Below are 25,184 nucleotides of genomic sequence, written 5' to 3' on the forward strand. Positions count from 1 at the left end.
AAATAGTAATTTTATGAATTACGGCTAGCCGTCCATTCTCTGTCTAATATGCTCATTTCCACACAATCTACATATTGCTCTCCGAATAACGCAGACTCACGTTGAACACCCTCCCGCTTAAAGCCAACAGCTTCATAAGCTTTCAGGGCAGCCGTATTGAAATCGAAAGCACCCAGAGACAAACGATGCAGGTTCAGACCTTCAAATCCGATTCGAAGCATTTCTTGCATCATCCGTTTGCCAATGCCTTTACCTTGAAACTCAGGATCTACTACTACCCTGCCGATACGTGCAGAACGATTAAACCGGTCAATGACTGAAAAGCTAATATGGCCCACTACCTGCTGCGTAGCTTCTTGAATTGCACAGAAGATAAGGCGATCGGATAAGCCTGGATGATTAGCATCCTTTAAGTATTTAACAAGCTGCTCATCATCTAAAGGATAAGTTAACGAAGGTCCTGCCCACTGCTTCAGATACTCTGGAGAAACACTCCAGCGCTTTATGTGTTCAAAATCAGATTCTGATATAAATCTGAGGATCAGACGGTCTGACTCAGCTCTCTCCTCAAAATGTTCATATAAGTTCACTAAACGACCATTTCCCATATCGTTAGTGCCCATGTAATGAAAACCCATGCTCTGATAATAACGATTGAGCTTAATGTTATGTGCCACAGTGTCAAACCTAAGACTCTTACAGCCTAGATCTTTGGCTAGAACTACTGCATATTTAAGCATTTGCTGTCCAAGTCCTCGGCCGCGGTGGGAGTCTTTCACAGCCAATCGGTGCAAATAAGCGTAGGACTCATCATTTTTACTGCCCCAGTACTGTGGATCACTGAATTGCAACGTGAACATGCCAACTACAGCCCCATCGTCAAGGGCTAAATAAACATGTCTGTCAGCGAAATATCCTGCAATATCGGTCTCATTAAATTGTCCGGGTGTCCATTGGTTAATCCCGTTACGCTCCATCCATCCTGCCGCTTCTTGCAACAGCCTCAAGATGTCGTGAACCCGATCAGGCTCTCCACGAACTATACGGATCGAATTCTTCGTTATCCCCATCTCAGGTCACGTCTCCCAATCATCTAATTCAGGAAAGGTAGCTGTAATTTGAGTTACCTCATCTGAGTTAACTTCCGGCTGTGGTTCAGTAAGAGGCAAGATGACGGTTACTTCCGTTCCCTTTCCAAGCTCACTTGCCATATCAAGTGTCCCATTATGAAGTTCTACAATCTGCTGTGAGATCGCTAACCCCAAGCCTGTTCCTCCATTAAGTGCATCCACTTGAAAGAAACGGTCCTTAACTCTGGATATATGCGCTTCACTAATCCCTATCCCGCTGTCTCGTACCATAATCGCTGTTTCTGTAGCAGACAGCCTCTTTGCTGACAATTCAATACTGGAATCTTCATGTGAGAATTTCACTGCATTGTCTACCAAGTTCAAGAATACCTGTTTTAATCGATTGGCATCCCCTTTAACAAAGATCGCGTCTTCACATTCCAGCAGCAGATGAATTCGTTTCTTTTCCGCTTTAGCCCAAACATTCAGTATCGTCTCTTGTAGCAGTACCTTTACATCTACAACCCCAATCGACAGCTTCATTTGGTTCTGCTGCAGCTTAGAAAAGTCGAGAATTTCCTCCACCAGCCCAATCAGACGTTCACTTTCTTTGGAGATGATGCTGACTCCAAGTTTTGTCTCCTCCGGATCATACCCGCCGGAAACTAAAGTTTCACTCCAGCCCTTGATACTTGTAAGAGGTGTCCGCAGCTCGTGAGAAATGGACGAGATAAAATCATCCTTAATCTGATTGCTGCGCACAATTTCCTGAGCCATATAATTCAGCGTTGAAGCCAAATCACCAATCTCAAATTTATAGTCTCCCTTAATCCGTACGTTGAATCTCCCCTTGGCCATCTGGGCTGAAACTGCCGTAATATTATTCAGCGGCTTCACAATCGAATTGGCCAGTCCGAAGCTAAACCCAACAACTACAGCCATAACAGCTGCAGCAATAGCAGTAGACAATAAGGTAAGATTAAGCAAATCATTATTGATTTCTTCTAGTGAAGTAATATACCTTAGGACATACTTATCCTGTCCATGAATCTGCAGCATTTTGGAAACCGCCATTACGCTCTCATTCGTGCCTGCCTGACGCCCTACCCAGCGTCCAACGCTGCCGCCAACGGCTTCTGGTACATCACTGGTCGTAATGGTCCGATCCGGCTGAAAGCCAGTGGAACTAGTGATGATATCCCCATTTAGCGATAAGATTTCCAGCTCCGTCTTGCTCAATGAGAACCTCTCCAGTACTTCTTGTAGCAGATAGATGCTATTATCGCTTGGTATCATGTTCTTTTGAAAAAACGACTCTGAAACAGAAATGTGATTCTTAATCTTGCTGTATACACTGTCATAATAATATGTTCTGATGGCCAGCAGGAAGATAACTTCTACGAGGAGAAGCGCCAAAAAAACTACAAGAATGTAGTGCAGAACAATCTGTCTGCGCATCCCCTTCTTAATCATTGTCCTTGGCCTTTCCATCTATATCCGTGCCCCCATACAGTCTGCAAAAATTCCGGTTCCGAAGGATTGTTCTCAATCTTCTGGCGTAAGCGCCGGATATTTACATCTACAATTTTGGGATCACCCATATACTCCTTGCCCCACACATGATCCAACAGAAGATCGCGGCTAAGTGGAGTGTTTTCTTTTTCAAGAAAGAATTGAATCAGAGAGAACTCCGTAGGCGTCAGTTCAATGGCTACATTATCACGTTTGAATTGTTTGGTAATAAGATCCAAGCTGAAAGGCCCCGAATGAAAAGAAACCTTGGCCGACTGTTCACGATGCACATTTACTCGGCGCAGCAAAGATTGAATACGCGCAATTAGCTCTGTTGGGCTAAATGGCTTACTAACATGATCATCTGCACCTACGGACAAAGCGTAAACTTTATCCTGCTCCTGAACCTTGGCGGTAAGAAAAATAATTCCCAAGCGTTCATTAGTCTCCCTAATCCGTCTACAAACTTCAAATCCATCAATGCCGGGAACCATAACATCCAATAACGCAATATCAATATCAGGTATAGTGGTTAATTTATGCAATGCTTCATTCCCGTCAGCAGCCTCCAGCACTTCGAAACCATTACGCTTCAAATTAATGACTATGAAACTGCGAATGGACTCTTCATCTTCCAATATCAGAACTTTACTCATCTATTCCCTTCCTTTCAATAGGGGAGGCAATCTTATTGCTTCCTTCTTTAGTTGTACTTTGTTCTAGCTCACCACGGTAGCCGATGACTTTATCTAAATCCCGTCCAAGCAGCTCCCAGCCTTCATTCTTAGCCTTATCCCATTCCGAAGGAGAAAAGAAGGAAACCTCCGCAAAAGTCTCTCCGGTATCAGTCATGATGAACTTAAGATTTTTATCCAGAACAGATTTCGTGTCAATACTTACCTTTCCATGCAGCTCTGGATCAAAATTAATAGTAAAGCGATCCGATGGATCACGATATAGCTGGACTGCAAAGGTTAGGCCATCTTTTCCATCCCATTTATAATAGGAGGTGAAATAAGGAATATCTGCGGGGTCGAAATACTCCCATCCTTTTGGCGCTTCAAGCAATCCAACTTCAATAATGCCATCATGATCAATATCTTCGCTTGCAATCAGACGATCTTTGTAAGTCCTCGTATCACCTGGCAAAACCACGCGCAGCTTGTTATGCTCCATAAGAACAATTAAACTGTAGGCGGATTGGAAATCCACCGAAGCGTCCAATACGATTCCTTCTTTATCTTTGGCAATCTTTCCTGCGACAATATTGTAATAATTAAAAAAATACGGATCGATATCCTCGATCTTATCGAGCACCTTAAAGCCATCATTGTACTGATAGATCGAAATGGTTGCAAATTCATTTCTTTTAAAATAAACAACGGTGATGTCTTCAATTCCATCCTTGTTAAGATCATCAATCATATATTTGGTGTAAGGAAGTGAAAGCACTTCTTCTAATGATCCACTGGAATAGCTATACACGACGAGGCCTTTTTCTTCCCCGCGTGAATAACCTGTAATGATATTCAGCTTCCCGTCACCTGTCATATCTTTCAGATCGACGGACTCCAGCATAGTTCCATCCCCATCAAAAACAAGCTTTTTGACCCAGGCATCTCCTTGCTTCTCTAAGATCATCCCGTGAATCTCTACAGCTTCGCTTGGCGTTCTATAGAACACCAACGACTCCATAATTCCATCGTTATTGAGATCCTCTGTGAAAATTGAGCTCTCATCATTAACCGGACGGATCAACTCCGTACCCGCTGGAATATGTGAATTAATAGCAGCCATAAGTGTTGCTTTGTCAGCAGACAGCTGCGGAGCTTTCATCTTCGAAACGGGATCACTGATGAAAGTACAACCCGAAAGTACGGATAACGACAGTGTTGCAGCTGCCAGGCACCTAAGACTTTTTATACTCAACCTCATCACTCTTTTCCTTATCCGTGTCCGAACTTTACAAATTCGCGCGTTCCTGAGACGTTAATCTACGTCCCTTTATATCATGCTTAATTCGCCCATCTTCTAGTACCCATATACGTGAAGCGAAACGTTCAGCCAGTTCAATAGGCAGCACCGTCACTACGGTAAGCCCCGTCTCTTTACATAGTCTGCGCAAAGTTTCCAATACACTCTCTGCCGATTTGGGATCAAGACCCGTAACCGGTTCATCCGCTAGAATTACTTTGGCACCATGAGTTAATGCTCTAGCAATCGCTACACGCTGACGTTCACCACCGCTTAGCTGGCTAGTCTTCATCTTCGCTTTATCTAGAAGTCCAAGGGCATCTAATTCATCCATCGCACCCATATAATCATCTGAACGAACCATCCCTGTAACCATACGCCACATTGGCGTCTGTGCGGACTGGCCGATCAGCACGTTTTTCAGCGCTGTGCGGTTAGGATTGAGCTCAGCATTCTGCTCCAGGTAAGCCCACTCCCGGCGAATTTTTCTTTTTCCGGAAAAGGCACTCGCCATAATATCCGTACCGTCCACTCTAAAATTCCCTCTGTCCCACTTCTCTCGCAGCGCTAAACAGCGTAATAAAGTGGTCTTACCGCTCCCACTCGCTCCAAGTATGGCTACGAGCTCACCCGGCTCTAATTGAAATCCTATATCCTGCAGGACCGGATTTTTGTCTTCCCCAACTGCCTTGGCTAAGTGTTCAACTGTGATCATAGTTCAGCCTCTCCCTGTCTTCATCTATAATCTATAGTGTACTCTGAATGTGAGTTCAATTTCCATGCGAGCACTCGTTCTTATCTTACCTCAATTTCTAGGTTGTGGCGAGAATAATAACCCAAGCAAGCCGAACACGATATATAAACCACCCATCAGGGCAAAAATACCGCCGCTTAAGCCCACTTGCAGCAACAAACCACCAATGCCGGGGCCGATAATACTGCCAATACTAAAATGGAAAGAAGCAACCACATTGGCAGCTGGCAGTAGATGTCGTGGCAAAATATCCGCGGCCAGACTTAGCCCTAACGAGAAAAAGGAGCCCACTAGTCCTCCTGCGATCATCAGAAGCACCATTGTCAACGTAAAATGATCACCTGCCAGCGGCAACATCGTGAAGGCGATCCCGCCTCCGATCCCGGCAATAATCAGTACCCGCTTGCGGCCAAACCGGTCGCTCCACAGACCTAATGGAAACTGCAGAAGCAGTCCTCCGATCCCCGCAAAAGGCAATAACGCTGCAATTTGATCTGTGCTGTAACCGATACGCAGACCATATACCGGAAAGCTGCTATTTAAGCTGGCTTCCATAAAGCCATATAGAAGGGCTGGAATTAAAGCGAACCAGGCTAAGCTGTAACAACGACCGAAACGGCGAACCTGACTTTCACCACTCTCCGCTTTATCTGGCCGGGAATCCGGCAGAATTGTAGTCACAAGAATTAAGACTAACAAAAATAGAAATGCGAGAACAATAAAAGGCACTGCCTGTCCATAACGCAGCAGACTTATCCCAAGTGGACCCAAGCTGAAACCCAGACCATAGGACATGCCATATAGTGAAAGATTACGTCCGCGATGCTCGGCAGGTGTCATGAGCAGAACCCAAAGCTGGGCCCCGTAATTAATCGCAGCATCGCCCACACCCACAAGCAGACGCAATACAAACCATACCTTGATACCAGTAAAAAAAGGAAACATTAGCAAGCTTACTAAGACTAAACTAATCCCACCTGCTATCAATTTTTTAAATCCAACCGCTCCAAGAACACGTTCAGCAATCAAGGTCATCCCAAATGATCCTATGTATAGGGCAGCAGCATTCAGTCCGTTCAGTGACGAGGAGACTCCTTTTTGCTCCAAAAGAATGGATAGAATGGGCAGCAACAGCCCTTGGCTAAGCCCCGCGGCTATAGTAGCTGTAATAAGAATCATGAAAGTCATTTTGCTATTACTTCGTATAGATACTTTAAGCCGGTCTGACACGGATGATATCCCCCTATAATAAAAACAATGATGTAATGTAACGCCAATTGGCAAACACCGAACATTATAGTGGACAACCCTCTTCAAAACAAGAGATAATATGTAGAAGTTACGGATTTCTGGGGGTGCATGTTACATGGATTACGAATTAAAAATCGACGTATCGCCGGTTTATGAACTGCTGGACAGTTTTATGATATATGTAACCAGAAAATGGATCTCCAATTTAGACCTCGGTCCCCACTGGGTAAGTGATGTGGAAGATCGCATTACTCCTCATAAAGTAACAGCTCTCATGCAAGCTGCGGAGTGGCCATTTACGGATTATGATGTGTTATATGCTTGGGTTTACAGCCGAGGGCCCGCAACGTCAGTGCTGCATTTTCTGGATGATCTGGATTCAGCTTCTATAGAAGAGTGTTATCAGCAGATCGCACCGTTAATTCATGATTTCACCATAGATGAAGCTTCCCGGATCAAGAGCAGCTATAGTCCGCTTCTAAGACTCTGGTATGAGCAATATTTTCGTCATGTAGAACACAAGATTTTACCGTTATTAATTGAAGATGCCTCCGAGAAAAAAATGCTGGAAAGCAAAATGGACCCTATTTCTTTAATTGAATATGCATCCGGTGGTGTAGTTTTCGAGGATATACGGGATCTTAAGACTATAGTATTATTGCCTACCGTTCATAATCGACCAATTAACACCTACTGCTTCTACAAAACTATGGTGATTGTACAGTATCCTGTAGATGTGCCATTGGAAGATGAAAATGAGCCACCGATGGTGCTATTGCGCATGACCAAGGCGCTGTCGGATCCAACCAGACTCCGATTGCTTCGGTATGTCGCCCATGAACCCAAATCTTTATGGGAGATGCAGTCCGATCTAAATCAATCCAGAGAAATGCTTATGCATCACCTAATGATCCTACGCGTAGCCGGTTTACTCCGTATCCATCTTCGCGGGGAACAAGACGAGCGCTTCAGTATCCGTCCAGACGGCGCTTCTGAGCTTCAAATGTTTCTAGAATCTTATATTCACCTATAGAACACTATACAGATACAGATCCAAGGAGTGAGAGATATGAAATACACAACTCAACAGGTAATTTTCGATCTAGATGATACGCTGGTTCACTGCAACAAATATTTCGATTTAATTTTAGGGCAATATTTCGAGCTCATGACTGATTGGTTTAATGAATTTGGCCCAAGCACCAGTGAATTACGCAGCAAGCAAATAGAAATTGATGTTGATACCGTCAACACGAGTGGCCTGGCCAGCGACAACTTCCCTAAATCCTTAATCGCCACCTACCGTTATTTCTGCGCCAAATATAACCGTCCGACAGATCGCTTTCAAGAGCAGCAATTACACAAGCTCGGTCTAAGCGTCTATGACCAAGAAATTGAAGCTTACCCTGGCATGGTTGAAACACTCGATACGCTGAAGCAAGAGGGTCACCATTTATTCTTGTATACTGGCGGGGACGATACCATTCAGCAACGTAAAATTGAACAAATGAAGCTGGATGCTTATTTTGACGATCGTATCTATATTCGGAAGCATAAAAATGTTGAGGCGCTTGAAAATATTTTGGCTACCCAAAGCTTTGACCGCAAACGCACCTGGATGATTGGCAACTCGTTACGTACAGATGTACTTCCCGCAGTTACCGCAGGCATTAACAGTATTTACCTGAAGCAACAAAATGAATGGAGCTATAACCTTATCGAGCTGGAGCAAGAGATGCAGCAAGCCGTAATGACTATTTCGTCCATCCACGAGGTGCCTCCTGTCATTCGCTCAGCCGCTAAATTCAAAAACTAATAATCTAGCTACAACGTTACGTAACATTGTTACAAATGACATATCTACACAACCTACTGGATGATTATACTATTTTTATAGTATTCCTATATTATCTAGGAGGTGAGATATGAATAAGAAAGTGTCAGCTAAACAATCTCAGACCAAAAGACCTTTGCTTCCCATGATATTAGGTGTCGTTGTTGTAATCCTTCTCGCTGTAATTGTTTTCATCTTAAGCAATAAGACTGATGATACAGCAGATCTACCCAACTACACCGACGTAAAGGGAAGCATTGTTGTTGATGGGCTGAAATATGAGAAGCAACCTCATCTTGGAAGTCCTGATGCCAAAGTTAAAGTTATCGAATTCGCAGATTTCAAATGTCCCGCCTGCAAAATGTGGACTGAAAAGTATCTGGATACTTTTATTAAAGACTACGTGGATACCGGAAAAGTGGAACTTTTCTTCATGAACTTTGCATTTTTGGACCGGGACTCTTATCTTGCAGCTAGCGCCGGCGAAGCCATCTACAAGCAAAGCAACGAGAAGTTCTGGGAATACCTTCATAAGCTGTACGCTAATCAAGGCGATGAGAGCGAAATTTGGGCCACTCAGAAATTCATTCTAAAATTCGTTAAGAATAACATCGAGGGCATTGATTACGCTCAATTTGAAACAGATCTCAAGAATCATACCTACATGTTCGATGTAAAAGAAGACTTTAAGATCGCTGGTTCCTACGGAGTGAACGGTACTCCTAAATTTATGGTGAACGGAGTGCTGCTTCAGGATTCTTCCTATGAAGGGTTAGCAGCAGCGATTGACAAGCAGTAAGCAGCCTTTAACTTGTGCCCTATAAGCTGTTCACTTTGAAAAAAGCGACCTTCTTACAGGGCTTTTTTGTGTCTATGAATTAAAAAAGATGACTTCTGTGATATACAGAAGTCATCTGCTGATTACTTAATTAAGCCACTGCTTATTCTACCAAATGACACACGGCACTATGGCCTTCTGACACGATTTTCCGTTCAGGCTTGACAGCCATACATACATCCGAGGCAAAAGAACACCGCGGATGAAAAGTGCAGCCACTTGGTGGATTGAGCGGTGATGGCACCTCGCCTTGAATCGATACCATCTGCTGCTTCTGCTCCACACTATCCGGAATCTTCAAAATCGAATTTAGCAAAACCTGCGTGTAAGGATGCGTAGGTTTCTTGAACAATTCATCCGCCGGAGCCTGCTCAACCACCTCTCCTAAATAAAGAACCGCGATATCATCACTCAAATACTCCACTACTGCCAAATTATGCGAAATAAAGATATAAGTCAGGTTAAATTCCTTCTGCAAATCCTTTAGTAGTTGAATGACTTGAACCTGAATAGATACATCCAATGCGGACACCGGTTCATCACAAATAAGCAATTTGGGATTCAGTGACAACGCTCTGGCAATTCCAACCCGCTGCAACTGTCCACCTGACAGTTCATGCGGATAAGCGTATTGGACTTCAGAAGGCAAACCGACCCGCTCAAGAAGTTCGAGCACACGCTCATGCCGGCTTACTTTAGTTCCAATTTTGTGGATAGCCATTGCATCTTCAATAGCGTCTCCTACCGTCATTCTCGGGCTAAGGCTCGCCTTGGGATCCTGGAAAATAATTTGCATATCACGGCGCATCGCCCGCAGCTTCTCTTTATTTGCCTTTGATAGTTCAACGTCCTCAAAAAATATTTTTCCTTTGTCAGATTCGAGTAGACGCAAAACCATTCTCCCCAAGGTTGATTTTCCTGAGCCACTTTCCCCAACAAGCCCCAATGTTTTCCCTGCTTCCAGAGTAAAAGAAACATTCTCGATGGCATGCAGCTTTTTTCCTTGTACCCGAAAAGTTTTTGAGACATTCTCTACGCGCAAGAGCGGATTATTGGGCATAGGAAGCGACCTCCTCAGCATGATGGCAGGCGATCTGATGATCGGTGCTAAAATCTCGAAGCTTGGGAACCTCATTCTGACACCGCTCAGTTGTATAGAAGCAACGATCGGCAAATGGGCAGCCGGTCAATGTCTGTGTAAGTGTCTTTGCCGTCTTTGGAATAGGCATTATTTCTTTCCCCTTGTGGCCCACTTCGATAATGGAGCGTTTCAATCCAAGTGAATAGGGATGCGCCGCCTCACTTATGAACTTGTCCGTAGTGGCTTTCTCCATGATTTGGCCCCCGTACATCACGATGATTTTGTCACAAAAGTTGGTCGCAAGGCCAAAATCATGCGTTACCATCACTACGCTCATCCCATGTTTTCTGCGCAATTCCTGCAATAGTGCAAGAATCTGCATCTGCACAGTGACATCAAGCGCGGTTGTTGGCTCATCGGCAATCAATAATTGCGGTTCACATGCCAAAGCAATAGCAATCATGATACGTTGGCGCATACCCCCGGAAAATTCGTGAGGATAACTTTTAAACCGTGATTTGGGATCCGGAATCCCCATTTCATGCAAGAGCTGAATGGTTCGGTCAAAAGCTTCCTTCCGGTTTGCATATTGATGCGTCAGCATGGCTTCCATTATTTGATCCCCGATACGCATGATCGGGTTCAAACTGGTCATCGGATCTTGAAAAACAACGCCGATGTCACGTCCACGAATATCTTCTAATTGTTTGGGACGCATTTTAAGTAAGTCCTTACCATTAAACTGAGCTGTCCCCGATGTTATTTTTCCATTTTCGCGAATGAGCCCAATTGATGACATCAATGTAACGGACTTGCCGGAGCCACTTTCACCAACAATCCCCAAGGATTCATTTTCATTGATTGAAAAACTAACGCCGTTTACGGCATAAACTTCATCTTCACTGCGGGAGAACTTCACATGAAGGTCATCAATAGAAAGTAGCGGTTCACCCATATTAATTGCCTCCTTTCGGACTGAATGCTTCCTGGAGACCGTCTGCTACAAACAGAAACGAAAGCAAGGTTATTGCAAAGATACCTGCCGGAAAATACAGCAGCCACGGAAAGCCGAGAATATTCTCACTGGCTTGAGCAATCATACTCCCAAATGAAGGGATTGGCGGCCGAAGCCCCATGCCAAAAATACTTAAGCCTGCAATCTGGATGAGATCACCGGGAATCCCGAAGGCAAGAGAGACACCCATACTGCCGATAACATTCGGCAACATATACCTTCTAGCAATATGCGCCTGAGATGCGCCTAACGCTCTTGCCGCTTCCACCATCTCCCCGTCCCGCATACTCAGGACCAGACTTCGGATCAAGCGCGCATACCCCGCCCAGCCCGGAATCCCAATCGCTAGAATCAAAGATAAATACCCACGTCCCAGCATAATGACTAATATCAAGGCGAACAAAAATCCCGGCAAGGTCATCATGAAATCCACAGCACGCATAATAATCATATCGGCAATTCCGCCGCGCAATCCGGCCCATAAGCCCAATATGATCCCGATGATGAAGCTGACCAAAGTCGCGCCAAAGGCAATAATCAAAGCGCTTCGAACACTGAACAAGATCTGGCTGAACATGTCATGCCCCACATTATCCGTGCCAAAAATATGCTGCCATGTCGGCCCTTGATTGATGGCCAAAAAATCTCCCGTGCGATAATCATACGGAGCCACCCAAGGTCCGATAATCCCCGCGATCAAAAAAAGGACAACCCAGACCAAACCAATAACGGCAAGACGATGTCTTTTAAATCGCTTCCAACCTTGATAAAACTGGGATCTCTGAAGATTCTTTTTTCTCTTCAAAGCTACATCCGATTGAGTTGCTGCAACTGTGCCAGCCAATTGCTCCCCCTCCTAGGTTCGTATAGTCTGTGCCGCTTATAATCTGACACGCGGATCAATAAAGGCATAAATAATGTCAACAAGTAAATTCATAATCATAATCATGGATCCCAGCAGAAATACAGATGTGATGGCGAGCGGATAGTCGAAACTGGTAAATGCCGTCTGCATCACCTGACCAAGCGCTGGAATGGCGAAAATTTGCTCCACCCAGATCGTGCCCATCACTGTAAAAGCAAATTGAGGTCCGATGACGGTTATCATCGCTGTCAGCGAATTTTTGACACCATGCTTAAAAATCATCGGCCAATATTTGACGCCCTTAGCTTTTGCGGTCCGCATAAAATCCGACCTCATGGTTTCGATCAGACTGCCCCGCATATATCTGGCCACAACACCGACATTTGCCGCAGATAAACAAATAATCGGCAAAATTGCTTGCCTCCAGTGACCCCATCCCGTTACAGGCAGAATCCCTTGAAACACAACACCAAATAACAAAACCATAATCACCGCGAGAACAAATGCCGGAATGGCCTGACCCGTCAATGAGATGGTGCTTACAACATAATCGATCCAAGTGTTACGTTTGAGTGCTGCAATAATGCCAAGCGGAACCCCGATAATTACCGAAAGAACAACAGAACCAAATGCCAAAAGTGTACTGATCGGCAAAGCCTGCTTCAGTTGAGTCGCAATTTGCAAAGACGGATTCTGCATCGAATTACCGAAATCGAAGGTTAATTGATGCCATATATACTTCATGATTTGCTGCCACAGCGGTAAATTTAAACCATACCGGCTTTGAAATTGGTCCATGACTTGCTGATAGAGAACAGGGTTTTGCCCTTGCAGCGGAGCCAGTGCCGTAGCCATGGTATTCGTATTCATGAAACCGCCAGGTGAATAATACATCATGGTATAGCTGACTGAAATGACCAAAATTAAAGTGATAATGATTTGTAAAATGCGCTTTGAAATAAATTTCAATATGGTCAAATTCGACCCTCCTTTACCGATTCACGGGCACCATAATTGGCGCCCGCGATTGGTAATTATTCAACCCATTTAGGATTATTCTACAGATAAAAGATGCAGCCCATAGAAGTTGCCCCATGCCCAAGGATTTGATTGCACTCCTGTAATGCCGGGTTTTACCAAGAAGTATTGCTGTTGATAATACAACGGAATAGCATAAGCTTCTTCTAGCAGGTTATTAACTACCTTAGCCGCGATAGGAGCAGCGTCTTCGACGGTCAGCGCATTTACGAATTGCGCTTGCCACATTCTCAAATCTCTTAAGGTATCGGATTGATAACCGTTGTAGTATACCTGTACATCAAGTGCATTTTGATTCAACTTGCCACCTGGCGCGTTTGGTGCTACGAAGGTCCAAGCGGTTACAAAGGCGGCATGTTTTTCATCGTTATTTTTAGCATTTTTCCAAAGATCTACAATCTGTTGCCATTGTTCAGCGGCCGTTGGAAGCCCCGGTTGTTTCAGATAAGGCTGCCAATCCGCCGGTTGCTCTGCTGTCCATTTATCCAAAAAGGCGATATCCTCTTTGGCAGCTTTTTCTAATGCTGCCCAGTCGCTCCATTCCACACCGGCGTTCTTATTGTCCGGATCTCCATATTTTTTAATGGCCGGTTTATAATAAGTTTCCTTGGTCCAATCCACGAATTGTTTCGTAGCTTCTAATGGAGCATCCAGCGTTCCTATGGAATATAGTTGCTGCGTTGCACCCATGTCCAAACTTCCTGGTTCACTCCAGTTTGTTGCGCCCGACGCCAGAATAAAGCCTGGTTTTGCATCGCCCTGAGGTCCGCTGTACTGATAAGCGTTAAACTGCGCCTCATTGAGCTGAACTAGCTCTGTTTTGATACCAAGATTTTGTTGCAGTAATTGACCTAACGCCAAAGCGATTTGCTCACCCTGAGCATCTACTTGCTTGACCCCAACATACAGCGATAAGGTTGGCAGACCTTTACCGCCTTCATAACCGGCATCCTTCAATAATTGTTTGGCTGCCTCGAGATCTTCCGGAAGTCCTTGCTCCAGTTTTTCCGTTGGCCAACCTGGTGAAGCAAAGATATTGGTCGCCCCGCCCATGCCGTTCAGCACCGATTCTACGATCGGTTTACGTTGGATCGCTTTGGCGATAGCCTGGCGCACCTCTTTTTTGTCATATGGAGATTCCGTTGTCGGGTTGCTCCAGAGCAAATATTTGATCGCATAAGTCGCTGCAGTATACAACTGGGACTTTAGCTCATCCGTTTTCTTCACGTATTGTAAATCAGACGCGCTTTGGATTAGAACAACATCCGCATGGCCGGACATATAATCCTCCACCGGCACGGTTGTTGCCGGAAGAACATGGATGGTCTCTACATTGCCGTGATTAAGCTGGCCAGCTGCACCTACATAATTCGGATTGCTCACCATGACGAGTTCACCGTTTGGTGTAAAAGATTTAACCATGTAAGGGCCATTGCTCACAAAATTCCCCGGTTCAAACCACTTACCAGGGTTCGCTTCGACCGCTTTAGGATTCATAGGCATCGACCCGGAAAGAACCATATCACCCAGAATCGCGTGAGGCAGCGTGGTCGTAATTTCCAGAGTGTAATCATCAACTACTTTTAGACCAACTTCTTCTTTACTTACAGATCCGGCATGGTATGCATATCCGTTCTTCACAAAATTAAGCACGCTTAGCCAAAGTTGTGCGGTTGTGTTAGCTGGATCCAATTGATACATATAAGAAAAATAAAAATCATGGGCGGTCACAGGATCGCCGTTAGACCATTTGGCATCTTTACGGAGGGTAAATGTCCAAGTTTTTTTGTCGTCGGAGACGGTATAACCTGTCGCAATTTTCGGAACGATTTCATTATCCTGATTGTAGCCATAAAGCCCTTCGAGCAAAGTTCCTTGCCCTACCAGAATTTGTCCTTGCCATTGTGTAGGATCAAGCGTCGGGATCTTTGGATTGAAAACGGTTACCGAACTTCCCGCCTTAATTTCAAGATCAGCAGCACCTTCATTCTTAACTGCCGTTTGACCCACATCACTGGTTGCTTTTACCGAAGTATTGCTATTGCCTGCAGCATTTTTACCGTTCTCATTGGCACTATTAGAGGAATTACTGCAAGCAGTCACAGATAACAAAGAAAATGACAGAAGTAGAGCTAAGAACGCGTTCTTTTTTTTCATCCTCAAGTGAACCCCCTCGTACATAGTCATGAATCTAAAAAATAACATTTTATTTTTTGTTATCTATGATGTTATCCTTCACCTTCTCATGTTTTGCCCCCCTAAATTTAAACTCAGATGTTTGTTTGTGAACTTTCGAATGTCTTCTTTTGAATTTCACTTAGAAAACTAAGAGTAATCGCTTACATTCTAAAATTTTCCACAAAGATTGTCAAGAAAAAATGTTACGTTAGTTAGCATAACTCGTTATAATTAATATAACTTATTTGTTGAATATGAATTTTTCGTTAATATTTTATTAGCTTTTTTAGTGTTATTTCGTAAATAACACTAACTTATTGACGAATTTTAGCTTATTTCTTGTAATGCTGTTATAAACGCTATAGAAGAACAAGTTCTATGAGTTCCATAGAACATAATAAAAAGAGTGTATCCCAGCAGTCATTTTATGACCTTTGGGATACACTCTGAACCATTGAGATATGGGAATCGGAATAAAATACTGCTATCGATACAAAATCAGAATAGGTGGACTCCGCCTCTACCGGAAATTATCTACACACTCATGTAGAAAGGCGTCTAGTGTGCGTGGATCTCTGCCGAGCAAACGCTTCACAGTGTCATTTGGACTTTCTGGCACCATCCTAGACATGGTTTGAATTTCCACAACGTGGTTCGCGAGCCAAGGAGGCAGATTCCCATGCTCAATAAGATTACGGAGTAGTACTTGAGGTTCCATGTTGATGTAACTTATCGGCCGATTAAGCAGGGCAGATAGTCGACTCGCGATCTGGGGATAACTGAAAATCTCCGAACCAGTAAGCGTATATATATGGCCTGATACCTTGTCGTTGGTCAGAGCTTCTGCGGCAACGTCTGCAATATCGCGACAGTCAATAAAGTTACACGGTGAAACGCCCATAGAGCCGAAGAAAACATTTTGGGTTGTGATCGTTGGTGCAAAGCGCATTAAATTTTGCATGAACGCATAAGGGCGCAATACGGTATGGGTGATACCCGATTCCCTCAACGTGTTCTCAATTACTTGATGCCAGCCCGCCACTGCCACTGGAGAGCTCTGCTCAAAGGCTGGACTGGATATTTTTACGATGTGTTTGATTCCAGATTCGGTGGCAATCTGAATGATTGAGGTTTCCAATTCGATTTGTCTTGGACTGTTGGACATGGCAAGGAAGAGCTGGCTAGCACCTGTAAACACGCGTCGCAGCGATTCAGGATCGGAAGCATCTACCCTTGCGACCTCAGTAGTCGATCGGCCTTTCTCTCCGATTTGATCACGCAACTTCTCTGGCTCTCTGCTCAGCGCCCTGACAGGTACACCAAGATCAACCAAACGTTCCAAAAGCGCACTTCCAATCGTACCTGTTGCTCCCATAATAACTATCATTTTTATCTTCTCCTTTTGGATGAAAAATTAGTTGTGACAGCAAGTCGCCACCGCCATGTCACTATCGTGCTCGCTATGAATCCAGACAACGGGAAATCGATCCAGACACGATTTACCCAGGCCAAGTGATTACTCGGATACATAATTTCTACTACAACAGATGTCATCCATGCAGCGTATAGCCCAAATGAGGACCCGGCCATTGCGAATAATCCTACCACAATCAAGTGAGGTGCACCGATGACCCATCGCAAACGGCCCACTCGGCTGTGCAACAAAAGTCCAATCATCAAGGCCATCAAGGCCGATGCACCGCCAATAGTAGTCAACGCCGCTATTTGAAGCCCCCTATCTACAGTAACCAATCCCCCGATACCTGCCATAATGGCAGGAGCAGCATAGGCCATTACAACTTCACGCCATAGTACAAAAGTCTTTTTCTTGGAACCAACAGCCTTGATGCTGTAAACATCTTCTGTCTGATTCGGGTATTTCATCTGGTTCATTTAGTTGCTCCCTTCTTCTTTGAAATAGTTCAACGATTGATTTCAGTAAATTATAATTAGGCACCTAACTATATAAGAGTAAAAAAAGGCTAGCTTCACTAGCCCAATTCTACTCATTACTGATGTTTCCCTTTGGTTTCGAGCCTAATTCGCCCGTAAGTGCTGAAATGCCCTGTGTAACTCGACCCAGCAAGTCGAGAAATACGCTGCGTTCTTCGATGTTGAGCAACCCCACCATCGCTTCCAACCGAGCGAAATGCTCAGGAGCCATTTCACGGAGCTTCTTCGCTCCTTCTTCCGTTAAAACGACTGATTTCTGACGGCCATCGTCTGAGCTTAATCGCCGAGATACTAGCCCATCTCGTTCAAGAATGTCGATAAGACCAGTCACTGTAGCACGTGTAACGCCTAGATGCTCCGCTAATTGCGAAGGCAACTCTTCTCCTTCGTTATCTTCAAGATCTGCCAATAAACGATAACGCCCTGTTGATAAACCGAATCTAGAGAAATGAATCTCAGAGGCGTGTCCAAGCATGGCTCCCGCTGCCATTAGCCTAGACGCGACGAGTATAGCCTGTGCGTCTATGTCTAGGTTATAACGATCAATCTGACGCTTGGATTGTACAAGCGAGGGAATAGCCTCAATGTCGTTTATTTTTTTATTATTGTTGTTCATATATGTAGTATGGTCCCTAACTACTTTTGTGTCAACTCATTTTTTTATAACTCGTCAACCCTGGAGTTATACAGTTGGATCTGGTTGTAACTCTATATTTCTCCCAAAGCTCGATCAATCGACCTTCAAGCTCTTCAATTCAAGAGGTCCTTTGCAACAAAATCTGTTGATGCTAGCTCATACCATGTGTGACGATAATTTTCCAGAGACTGCTTACTCCATCCTGTCTCTACGAGAATTCTTTTGGCACCTACAGCTGCAGCTGCAAGCATATCTGTTGAACCTACATCACCAAAACGCGCCGTCGTATAGTGAATATTGTGCTCTTATTTTCTAAAGTAGTAGAAGTTCTGTCCGCATCATTCTACTATTCAAATTTTAACTGAAGCGAATCACAAATTGGCATATAGCCTATCTTTTGATAGATGCTATTAGATGTGGGATTTGCTAAGTCCGTATATAAGACGCACTTAATAAACCCTTTATCCAATGCAAGTTGGCTTATTTGCGCCACAATTGAAGTAGCGTAACCCTTTCCGCGCTCATATGGAGGGGTATAAACAAATGCCACGCCAATTGCCGTCTGCATTTCCCTTGTATATCCTGCCATAGATACGGGTATCCCGTTGTCCTCTAAAATATAGAGTTTCTTCGATGCTATTCGGTAGAGGTAAGGGTCTGCATCTTGCGGGATGGACATTTCTGTTTTACCATAATTCCCCGCTGCATAAAATGCTTCAGCCCAGTATGGGAAAAAGTGAATATCCTTTTCATCTACCAATCGAACGATACCAACCTTTTGAATGTCTGGATTTACTGCAGTAAGTTCATATATACGTTGGCTCATCATTGTTTTAAAGGATATTCCCTTGCGCAAGGTATATTCTTTGGCAAAATACTCTGCCAAGGTTTTTTCGGTCATCACACCTGGAATTTCACGGTCTTTCAGCCCATCTATCAGACAGTTTATAGCTTCTGGGTTTATTATGTTGTCTGTTGCATAAAGCGTAATATTGTGTGGCGGTGTCATTATGGCGGTAAGTTGTATGCCCCTAGAATCTGAAATAGTTACCATAAGCCAATTTACAGGGTCACGCCAGTCTGTTTTGTCTTTTCCTTCATGCCCAATTATGATATTGCCAAGAGGAATCAAATTTTGTGCTTCATGACGCATCAGCATACCATAGGTATCATTGTAAAACTCATGCACATCCGTATACAACTTGAATTGCATTGCAATATCACCCTTTCATCTGCTCAACGTTTTTCCAGATTTTTCGAACTAATCGTTCTTCTTACAGTTTGTTGATTTTTCGCCTGCCAATTTAATAATTAATTAATGAAGACGCAAAAAACCCCATCCCATTAGGGACGGAGTTGCTCCGCGTTACCACCCTGATTGACGTTTATAATAAACGCCCTCTTAGCCATCGTCCAACAACGATGCTTCTTTGTAACGGTAGAATCCCGGTCCCATCTACTATAATTCGGGGGACAGCTCTGAGGTGATTTTTTGATTCGGATATCCGCTGCCTCGCACCAACCGGCAGTTCTCTGAACGGCGTTTCCAGATCTAATTGTCCTCTTCATCGCATTTGGTAATTATTAATTAAGTTTAATATAAGATAATAGGAATATTCTGTCAATAACTCAAACAACAATAGGGATCTCTAAACTTATATTGCTTCTAAAGCAGATAATCCAACTAATCATGCGACTATATGATTGCGGAGACTACACTACAGTCTGCTTATTTTCTTCATCAACACATAGCACCTGCTTAATCTGTTTCGATTAGCTTGGAGGTCAACTTCACTACTGGCCTGATATACTTCAAAAACCGCTCCGGATCGTGATAAACGTAATGGATTCTCCCAGGGGAAGTATCAAAGCAGTAACCAGTGTCTGCAAAATTAAAAGCTGCCATTGCCCTTTCCATCTTTTCCTCTACACTACGATTTTCCTGTTCATAATTGAATGGCCCATGTTCAAAAACAATATACTCGGCTTCGAGAACATCAATCATAAGCATTTGTGGAGGTACTTCACCTTTATAATCAAGAGGAAGACGTACACCAAAACACTCTGTACGTGGAATACCCCAATCGCAGAGTCTGCCATCCGGGTCATTAATGTAAGCCATAATCTGACCGCTGCCACCGTTAGATTCACTCCCACCATCGTCATCCAATTTGCCCTTGATACTATCGAGTAAGCCGCAAATAGTTTCGCAGTCCTGTCCTGTAATAAGGCTTTGCTTTTGCCAAAAATCCCAATACCCATTACTCTCATAGTTTTTAATGTGCAAAAATTTGTGAGTGGGAATGGTTACAAAATAAATGTCAAGATCATCTGTAGATTTCATCATACCAATCTCTCCAAATCCGAAAAAGTAGCGGTCGAAAGAGTTTATTTTTGTACGAAGGGCGACAGGCATAGGCCTTTTCCGGTATTCACTTGGAGTTACACCATATGTTCCCTTGAAAGCCCTGGTAAAAGCTTCATGTGATGAAAAACCATAATCAAAAGCAATATCCAAAATGCTCTTTTCACTATCCCGAACCTCTTTTAGTGCGAAGGCTAATTTTCTATGCCGTAGATAATCCCTAAATTGCATTCCCGATATTTCCTTAAATTTTCTCGTAGTATGAAATTCGGAATAACCTAACTTGTGAGAAAGAAATCGTAGCGTTATTGCTTCACTGTTACGATTCTTAATACACTCGTCAATTTCATTAACGATTATTTGGATTTGCTTGTGCCACTCGTACAAATGGTCTGTTCACCTCGTTTCAACCACTCTATAGTCATTGTAGAGTAATGGAATTTGCATTACTTGATTCTACTTGCGGAAAAGAGAGGAGAGGATATATTTGTTCCTTAAATCGCCCTGGAAAATATCAACGTTATCATTCAATGACAATTCAAACGTTTTGGTCCTACTATTTCGGAATCTCATCAGATTTCCTCTTTGCACTTAGTGGTCGGTGTATAACCCTATCGTTATGTCAAAGTATTTCCGTAAGCAGCTTAAGCGTGTCATGCATTCGCAGGATGGACAAGAAGCACGGAGTATCGGGAGGCATTAAACAAAAGGGCTCGGACCCGTTGAGACATGGGAGTGAAAATCACATGCCCTTACAGTTGTTCCAAGCCACCGCCTCCTCAATTTCCTTCTTATCTCACATTTAGCTAAAGGTAAAATCCTACGAATTCATGAGCCTGCGTGAGTATACTAAATCATTTCGGAGAAGTTCAATGCCCATCTCATTCCGGGTAATGGTGATGATTAGGCCCTGTTAGAGTCTCGCGAACGTGATGTAATCGACTTGGACAGGCTCTGCCAATTCGATCCGCAGTGCCCGGTTGATCTGTCCCCGGTGATATTGCCCATGTAAAATGACCTGCGACAGGATGTCACGGACGGACGTTCGGAACGGGACTCCGCTCTGGCTCGCATAGTCGATCATCACGTCCAAATCAAATTCCTCCAGCCCTTCGATATACACACGATATTGCTCGGCGTTTTCTTCGAACATCGTTCGGATCGCCGTCAGGTCTTCCGCTTCCTCCCACAACGAATATTGCGCACTGCCCTTGCCCTGCAATCGGGACAGCCAGACTCGTTCCGCAACCGCGACATGCCGAACCAGCTTCAGAAGGTCATTGTTCTTCATCTCACTCTCCTCGAGCGCTTCCAAGATTCGTGCGTCCGCCCAGTACAGGTGGTCCATCATGCGCTTGATCGTCTTCATTTCCATTTCCCCCTCTTCGTCTCATCTATTACTTGAACCTACTATTTCCCGCATTGATCATTTATTTCTCTAATCGTCATAATCTTCAGCAGTCCAAGGTTCTTTTTTTATCGCGCTCATTGGAATCAGGAGACGTGTATCGCCTTTTGGTTAGAATCAGAAAATATAAAAGATGAGACCTTTGCCCTCGGCTACAGTTTGGCTGTAGAAGCGCCGGATATCGTTAAAATGCTGTAGCAGGTAGGCAAAGAACGCATCCTTATCCTCGTCTGAAACAATATCAGGTTCAAGAGGATATACTTCTTCCTTGACCATGGCTGGGAAATCATACCGCAAGCGGAGCTGCGCTTCATCCAGCTCAGAAATAGCCTGAAGCGCTTCTGCAACTTGCTCAGCGCGTAAGGAAAACGCCCCGAATGAGCCAAAATCGATGCCTTTGTCTGACGTCAGCGGAACAACATAGCCAAGAGGGGCATCTCCATCGGAAATAGCTCCACAAAGCAAGTAGTGAATCGCCTCCCAGGATCTATCAATGTCCAGTCCGGGATAATCATCTATTTTCAAGCTCTTCAATGCAATGTCGCCTGCAATAATTTGCTGCACTAGGTTGTCATCCATTGCGAAGTAATATCCACGCATTCCCATGATGTCATCCTTCCTTCCATTCTAGTAGTGACTATACTGCCCTATCAAAATGTAACCTTTGAATTTATCCCGTAGGATAAAAAAAGAGTGAAGATCAGCCCCCTACGTAATCATAATATCTTGTGCACACAAGTTACTACATCCCGTTTAAAATAGGTGCGTCCTACACTCTTTAACTAATTAATTTTATGTGTAAAAGATATGGTCACCCACAGCCGACACTGAAACCATATCCTCTATACGGCGAGTCCGACTAATAGTCATGACTATGGACCCAGCTGACGCTATTGGCGAATTTATAGCCGTTGGAGCAAGTTTGCGGACTCCAGTGCTGTATTCTCCCGCAAGCGGTGCATCTATAGCCCTTTACGCCCATAACGACTATGGGGTCCGATAGCAGTCCAAAAAGGATGTATTCCCGCGCTTAAGATCAACTGTGTCCGATAGCGGCTTTGTACGTGCAAATTCGCTGTAATCATCCATGATCCATTCAAGCTTCCAGTTAGACTATGACTCCACTGTTAATTGACCCGTATCCATATTATTGAGCACAAGTTTGCCTTCCAGCGGGGTTCCGTCTTCGCTCGTAAGCTTCAGCTTTCCCGTACGGCCTTTTTCTATCAATGCCTTTACTTGAGTATCTGTAAGGGTACGTCCGTGGTTTTCTTTCCAGATCACGAACTTGCAGCCTTCTTTGTAATGAGAGCAGCCGTAGCCTTTTTTACCCATAAAAATCATCCCGCCACAGCCAGGACGCGGGCAGTTTCCGATAATTTTCGGACCGGAATTTGCTGATTCCTCTTCATTAGCTGGTTTACGTTTTCTTGGCGCGGCAGGTTTATCGCTGGTTTTACGAGATGTACCTCCACCACTCCGACCTTTAGCCCCTGTATTCACAGAAGGAGTTTCCCCTTCAAAAGAAGTTTTGGACGCCCGAGACTGCACACGAACCTTGTCCACGATCATGCAGGCAAATCTTTTTACATTCTCCATAAATTGTCCGTCCGACGCCGTTCCTCTGGATATCTCGTTCAAGCGACGTTCCCACTGGCCGGTCATTTCAGGTGAAGTCAACAGCTCGATGCCCGCTCCACGTATCAGTTCAATAGCCGTTCGTCCTTTTTGCGTGATGGCGATTTTTTTACCTTGCATTTCAATGTATCCGACATTCTTAAGCCGTTCAATGGTTGCAGCACGTGTGGCTGGAGTGCCTAACCCTGAATCCTTCATAGCATCCCGAAGCTCTTCGTCCTCAATCTGTTTTCCGGCACTTTCCATCGCTCTAAGCAGCGTGCCTTCTGTATAGTGTTTTGGCGGCTGTGTATCCTTCTCTTTAACAATCGCATCACTACAGATCACTTCATCTGCCGGAGCAATTGTGAACGGTTCATTCACTTCAATCTCTTCGTCTTCCTCATCATCCTTGTTTTTTCCCTTGGACGACTTCGCTTTATCTTTCTTCTGGTCCGCGTAAATGACCTTCCAGCCGAGACTTAATAATTCCTTAACAGTAGTTTTGAACTTTTCGTCCTCTACATCAGTCATAACCGTATGCACTTTATATTCCGCAGCCGGATAGAACTGTGATAAAAAGCGCCGCACAATCAAATCATACAGCTTTCCCTCATCCGCACTAAGCCCTGTTGCTTTTCTATATGTAGGCAAAATCGCATGGTGATCCTCGACCTTCGAGGGATTGCAGATAAATTTATTTCCTTTATGAACGAGATTACGATTCGCGCCTTTCACCCATTCATCATAAGCCGTCCCTTGGAGCGCAGATAAAGTCTTATGCATCTCCGGAATATTCTGTTCTGTAACATAGTTAGAATTTGTCCGCGGATAGGATATCACCTTATGCTTTTCATATAACGCTTGTGCGATATCGAGTGTTTTTTTAGCGGAAAAAGCGTACTTCCCATTCGCCTCCCGCTGCAACAGCGTCAAATCATACAGTTTATTCGGATACTCTTTCGTTTCCTTAACCTCATAAGAGTCAATTCGTCCCGGTTTTCCTTTGACCTTGGCAGCCAGCGCCTCCGCCTTCTCACCATCAGTGAGCCGGTCACCCTGCCACATACCTTTATAAGTCATTTCATTTTGTGTAAAATGGCCCTCTACCTCAAAAAACTTAAGAGATGAGAACGCCTCAATCGTCTTCTGGCGATCATAAATAAGTGCAAGTACTGGGGTCTGAACTCTCCCCACCGACAGCAGCACATTATGTTTCGTAGTAAATGCACGTGATCCGTTCATACCGATTAGCCAATCGGCTTCACTGCGCGCTTTTGCCGCTTTTGTTAGATTCTCGTACTCCGCCCCATCCTTTAGCTCTTGAAATCCTTTGCGGATTGTCTCTGGTGTCAAATCGGAAATCCACAGCCGTTTCACAGGATGTTCAAGCTTCAAATGCCGCTGAATGAGCGAAAATATATGCTGGCCTTCCCGCCCGGCGTCACAAGAATTTACTAGCAGATCGCTTCGTTTAGCCAGCTCTCCGATTACCTTCAGCTGATCAATGGTCCGCGCATTAGGAACCAGCTTGAATTGGTCCGGAATAATGGGAAGATCATTAATATTCCATTTTTTGTATTTTACATCATATGCATCCGGCTCAGCCAATCCTATTAGATGCCCTATTGCCCATGTAATAATGTACTGCTCCCCTTCAAGATAGGAACGGTAATTTTTAGCCTTTGGTTCTATTGCGGCGGCGATATTCCGCCCCATGTCCGGTTTCTCCGCAATAATAAGTGTCTTCAAAAACATTCGCTCCTTACCTTCTCGTTCTTAAGTCCAAAATAG

The 25,184-nt window shown here is 44.2% G+C and carries 23 protein-coding genes and 1 other annotated feature; of the genes, 3 read left to right on the forward strand and 20 right to left on the reverse strand.

Going from position 1 to position 25,184, the window contains the following annotated elements; translation table 11 throughout:
• Nucleotides 1-11 precede the first annotated feature (11 nt).
• From MKZ16_RS17700 to MKZ16_RS17725, 6 genes are all read right to left on the reverse strand, one after another.
• Nucleotides 12-1,070, reverse strand: a complete 1,059-nt coding sequence (locus MKZ16_RS17700) for a GNAT family N-acetyltransferase (protein ID WP_179089976.1) — start codon at nucleotides 1,068-1,070, stop codon at nucleotides 12-14.
• A gap of 6 nt (nucleotides 1,071-1,076) precedes the next feature.
• The gene (locus tag MKZ16_RS17705; protein ID WP_051491526.1) at nucleotides 1,077-2,543 is read right to left on the reverse strand and encodes a HAMP domain-containing sensor histidine kinase; all 1,467 of its coding nucleotides are present in this window, start codon (nucleotides 2,541-2,543) and stop codon (nucleotides 1,077-1,079) included.
• A complete protein-coding gene (locus MKZ16_RS17710) occupies nucleotides 2,540-3,238 on the reverse strand; it encodes a response regulator transcription factor (RefSeq protein WP_036687642.1) in 699 nt (232 codons plus the stop codon). Before MKZ16_RS17710 ends, MKZ16_RS17705 begins: the two co-directional genes overlap by 4 nt.
• Nucleotides 3,231-4,511 (reverse strand): hypothetical protein, encoded by a 1,281-nt coding sequence (locus tag MKZ16_RS17715; RefSeq protein WP_232061383.1) that lies wholly within the window; start codon nucleotides 4,509-4,511, stop codon nucleotides 3,231-3,233. The genes MKZ16_RS17710 and MKZ16_RS17715 overlap by 8 nt, the downstream gene beginning before the upstream one ends.
• A gap of 34 nt (nucleotides 4,512-4,545) precedes the next feature.
• Nucleotides 4,546-5,271 (reverse strand): ATP-binding cassette domain-containing protein, encoded by a 726-nt coding sequence (locus tag MKZ16_RS17720; RefSeq protein ID WP_036687647.1) that lies wholly within the window; start codon nucleotides 5,269-5,271, stop codon nucleotides 4,546-4,548.
• A 90-nt stretch (nucleotides 5,272-5,361) separates the two neighbouring features.
• Entirely contained in the window at nucleotides 5,362-6,516 is a 1,155-nt protein-coding gene (locus tag MKZ16_RS17725; protein ID WP_038574530.1) for an MFS transporter, read from the reverse strand.
• Between the two features lie 160 nt (nucleotides 6,517-6,676).
• Between MKZ16_RS17725 and MKZ16_RS17730 the strand changes: the two genes are divergently transcribed.
• The 3 genes from MKZ16_RS17730 (at nucleotide 6,677) to MKZ16_RS17740 (ending at nucleotide 9,194) form a co-directional block, all read left to right on the forward strand.
• Nucleotides 6,677-7,594: a helix-turn-helix domain-containing protein gene (locus MKZ16_RS17730; protein WP_036687649.1), complete on the forward strand. Its 918-nt coding sequence runs from the start codon at nucleotides 6,677-6,679 to the stop codon at nucleotides 7,592-7,594.
• Between the two features lie 36 nt (nucleotides 7,595-7,630).
• On the forward strand, nucleotides 7,631-8,377 hold the full coding sequence (locus MKZ16_RS17735; RefSeq protein ID WP_076098782.1) for an HAD hydrolase-like protein: 747 nt from the start codon (nucleotides 7,631-7,633) through the stop codon (nucleotides 8,375-8,377).
• 109 nt (nucleotides 8,378-8,486) lie between these two features.
• On the forward strand, nucleotides 8,487-9,194 hold the full coding sequence (locus tag MKZ16_RS17740; RefSeq protein WP_036687653.1) for a DsbA family protein: 708 nt from the start codon (nucleotides 8,487-8,489) through the stop codon (nucleotides 9,192-9,194).
• Nucleotides 9,195-9,336: 142 nt separating this feature from the next.
• Here MKZ16_RS17740 and MKZ16_RS17745 read toward each other — a convergent pair whose 3' ends face one another.
• The 14 genes from MKZ16_RS17745 to MKZ16_RS17810 form a co-directional block, all read right to left on the reverse strand.
• The gene (locus tag MKZ16_RS17745) at nucleotides 9,337-10,293 is read right to left on the reverse strand and encodes an ABC transporter ATP-binding protein (protein ID WP_076098781.1); all 957 of its coding nucleotides are present in this window, start codon (nucleotides 10,291-10,293) and stop codon (nucleotides 9,337-9,339) included.
• Nucleotides 10,283-11,269 (reverse strand): ABC transporter ATP-binding protein, encoded by a 987-nt coding sequence (locus MKZ16_RS17750; RefSeq protein ID WP_036687658.1) that lies wholly within the window; start codon nucleotides 11,267-11,269, stop codon nucleotides 10,283-10,285. The genes MKZ16_RS17745 and MKZ16_RS17750 overlap by 11 nt, the downstream gene beginning before the upstream one ends.
• Nucleotide 11,270: 1 nt before the next feature.
• Nucleotides 11,271-12,173, reverse strand: a complete 903-nt coding sequence (locus MKZ16_RS17755; RefSeq protein WP_080742512.1) for an ABC transporter permease — start codon at nucleotides 12,171-12,173, stop codon at nucleotides 11,271-11,273.
• Between the two features lie 36 nt (nucleotides 12,174-12,209).
• Complete coding sequence (locus tag MKZ16_RS17760) at nucleotides 12,210-13,172, reverse strand: ABC transporter permease (protein ID WP_036687660.1); 963 nt, start codon at nucleotides 13,170-13,172, stop codon at nucleotides 12,210-12,212.
• Between the two features lie 75 nt (nucleotides 13,173-13,247).
• Nucleotides 13,248-15,389, reverse strand: coding sequence for a peptide ABC transporter substrate-binding protein (locus MKZ16_RS17765; RefSeq protein WP_052097081.1), 2,142 nt, complete (start codon nucleotides 15,387-15,389; stop codon nucleotides 13,248-13,250).
• Nucleotides 15,390-15,930: 541 nt separating this feature from the next.
• Nucleotides 15,931-16,797 carry an SDR family oxidoreductase gene (locus MKZ16_RS17770; protein ID WP_076098778.1) on the reverse strand — a complete coding sequence of 289 codons (867 nt, stop codon included), beginning with the start codon at nucleotides 16,795-16,797 and terminating at the stop codon, nucleotides 15,931-15,933.
• A gap of 2 nt (nucleotides 16,798-16,799) precedes the next feature.
• A complete protein-coding gene (locus MKZ16_RS17775; protein ID WP_178420224.1) occupies nucleotides 16,800-17,303 on the reverse strand; it encodes a hypothetical protein in 504 nt (167 codons plus the stop codon).
• A gap of 109 nt (nucleotides 17,304-17,412) precedes the next feature.
• Nucleotides 17,413-17,979, reverse strand: coding sequence for a MarR family transcriptional regulator (locus MKZ16_RS17780; RefSeq protein ID WP_036687664.1), 567 nt, complete (start codon nucleotides 17,977-17,979; stop codon nucleotides 17,413-17,415).
• A gap of 134 nt (nucleotides 17,980-18,113) precedes the next feature.
• Nucleotides 18,114-18,296: an HAD hydrolase-like protein gene (locus MKZ16_RS17785; protein ID WP_256715430.1), complete on the reverse strand. Its 183-nt coding sequence runs from the start codon at nucleotides 18,294-18,296 to the stop codon at nucleotides 18,114-18,116.
• Between the two features lie 50 nt (nucleotides 18,297-18,346).
• Nucleotides 18,347-19,213, reverse strand: a complete 867-nt coding sequence (locus MKZ16_RS17790; protein ID WP_076103930.1) for a GNAT family N-acetyltransferase — start codon at nucleotides 19,211-19,213, stop codon at nucleotides 18,347-18,349.
• Nucleotides 19,214-19,343: 130 nt separating this feature from the next.
• Nucleotides 19,344-19,578, reverse strand: a binding site (T-box leader).
• Nucleotides 19,579-19,759: 181 nt separating this feature from the next.
• Nucleotides 19,760-20,752, reverse strand: a complete 993-nt coding sequence (locus MKZ16_RS17795; RefSeq protein WP_038571530.1) for a helix-turn-helix transcriptional regulator — start codon at nucleotides 20,750-20,752, stop codon at nucleotides 19,760-19,762.
• 526 nt (nucleotides 20,753-21,278) lie between these two features.
• A complete protein-coding gene (locus tag MKZ16_RS17800) occupies nucleotides 21,279-21,734 on the reverse strand; it encodes a DinB family protein (protein ID WP_076103931.1) in 456 nt (151 codons plus the stop codon).
• 156 nt (nucleotides 21,735-21,890) lie between these two features.
• Entirely contained in the window at nucleotides 21,891-22,379 is a 489-nt protein-coding gene (locus MKZ16_RS17805) for a YfbM family protein (RefSeq protein ID WP_076103932.1), read from the reverse strand.
• A gap of 507 nt (nucleotides 22,380-22,886) precedes the next feature.
• On the reverse strand, nucleotides 22,887-25,142 hold the full coding sequence (locus MKZ16_RS17810; protein WP_076103974.1) for a type IA DNA topoisomerase: 2,256 nt from the start codon (nucleotides 25,140-25,142) through the stop codon (nucleotides 22,887-22,889).
• Between the last annotated feature and the right edge of the window lie 42 nt (nucleotides 25,143-25,184).

This window comes from Paenibacillus sp. FSL R5-0928 (assembly GCF_037970385.1).
Taxonomy (GTDB): Bacteria; Bacillota; Bacilli; order Paenibacillales; family Paenibacillaceae; genus Paenibacillus_AQ; species Paenibacillus_AQ odorifer.

Bases quoted from the DNA above. Each gene is read 5' to 3' on its own strand.
- MKZ16_RS17710 (WP_036687642.1), bottom strand. From the start codon at position 3,238: ATGAGTAAAGTTCTGATATTGGAAGATGAAGAGTCCATTCGCAGTTTC.
- MKZ16_RS17745 (WP_076098781.1), bottom strand. From the start codon at position 10,293: ATGCCCAATAATCCGCTCTTGCGCGTAGAGAATGTCTCAAAAACTTTT.
- MKZ16_RS17790 (WP_076103930.1), bottom strand. From the start codon at position 19,213: ATGCAATTCAAGTTGTATACGGATGTGCATGAGTTTTACAATGATACC.
- MKZ16_RS17700 (WP_179089976.1), bottom strand. From the start codon at position 1,070: ATGGGGATAACGAAGAATTCGATCCGTATAGTTCGTGGAGAGCCTGAT.
- MKZ16_RS17765 (WP_052097081.1), bottom strand. From the start codon at position 15,389: ATGAAAAAAAAGAACGCGTTCTTAGCTCTACTTCTGTCATTTTCTTTG.
- MKZ16_RS17805 (WP_076103932.1), bottom strand. From the start codon at position 22,379: ATGGGAATGCGTGGATATTACTTCGCAATGGATGACAACCTAGTGCAG.
- MKZ16_RS17750 (WP_036687658.1), bottom strand. From the start codon at position 11,269: ATGGGTGAACCGCTACTTTCTATTGATGACCTTCATGTGAAGTTCTCC.
- MKZ16_RS17800 (WP_076103931.1), bottom strand. From the start codon at position 21,734: ATGAAGACGATCAAGCGCATGATGGACCACCTGTACTGGGCGGACGCA.
- MKZ16_RS17770 (WP_076098778.1), bottom strand. From the start codon at position 16,797: ATGATAGTTATTATGGGAGCAACAGGTACGATTGGAAGTGCGCTTTTG.
- MKZ16_RS17735 (WP_076098782.1), top strand. From the start codon at position 7,631: ATGAAATACACAACTCAACAGGTAATTTTCGATCTAGATGATACGCTG.
- MKZ16_RS17730 (WP_036687649.1), top strand. From the start codon at position 6,677: ATGGATTACGAATTAAAAATCGACGTATCGCCGGTTTATGAACTGCTG.
- MKZ16_RS17775 (WP_178420224.1), bottom strand. From the start codon at position 17,303: ATGAACCAGATGAAATACCCGAATCAGACAGAAGATGTTTACAGCATC.
- MKZ16_RS17740 (WP_036687653.1), top strand. From the start codon at position 8,487: ATGAATAAGAAAGTGTCAGCTAAACAATCTCAGACCAAAAGACCTTTG.
- MKZ16_RS17780 (WP_036687664.1), bottom strand. From the start codon at position 17,979: ATGAACAACAATAATAAAAAAATAAACGACATTGAGGCTATTCCCTCG.
- MKZ16_RS17720 (WP_036687647.1), bottom strand. From the start codon at position 5,271: ATGATCACAGTTGAACACTTAGCCAAGGCAGTTGGGGAAGACAAAAAT.
- MKZ16_RS17705 (WP_051491526.1), bottom strand. From the start codon at position 2,543: ATGATTAAGAAGGGGATGCGCAGACAGATTGTTCTGCACTACATTCTT.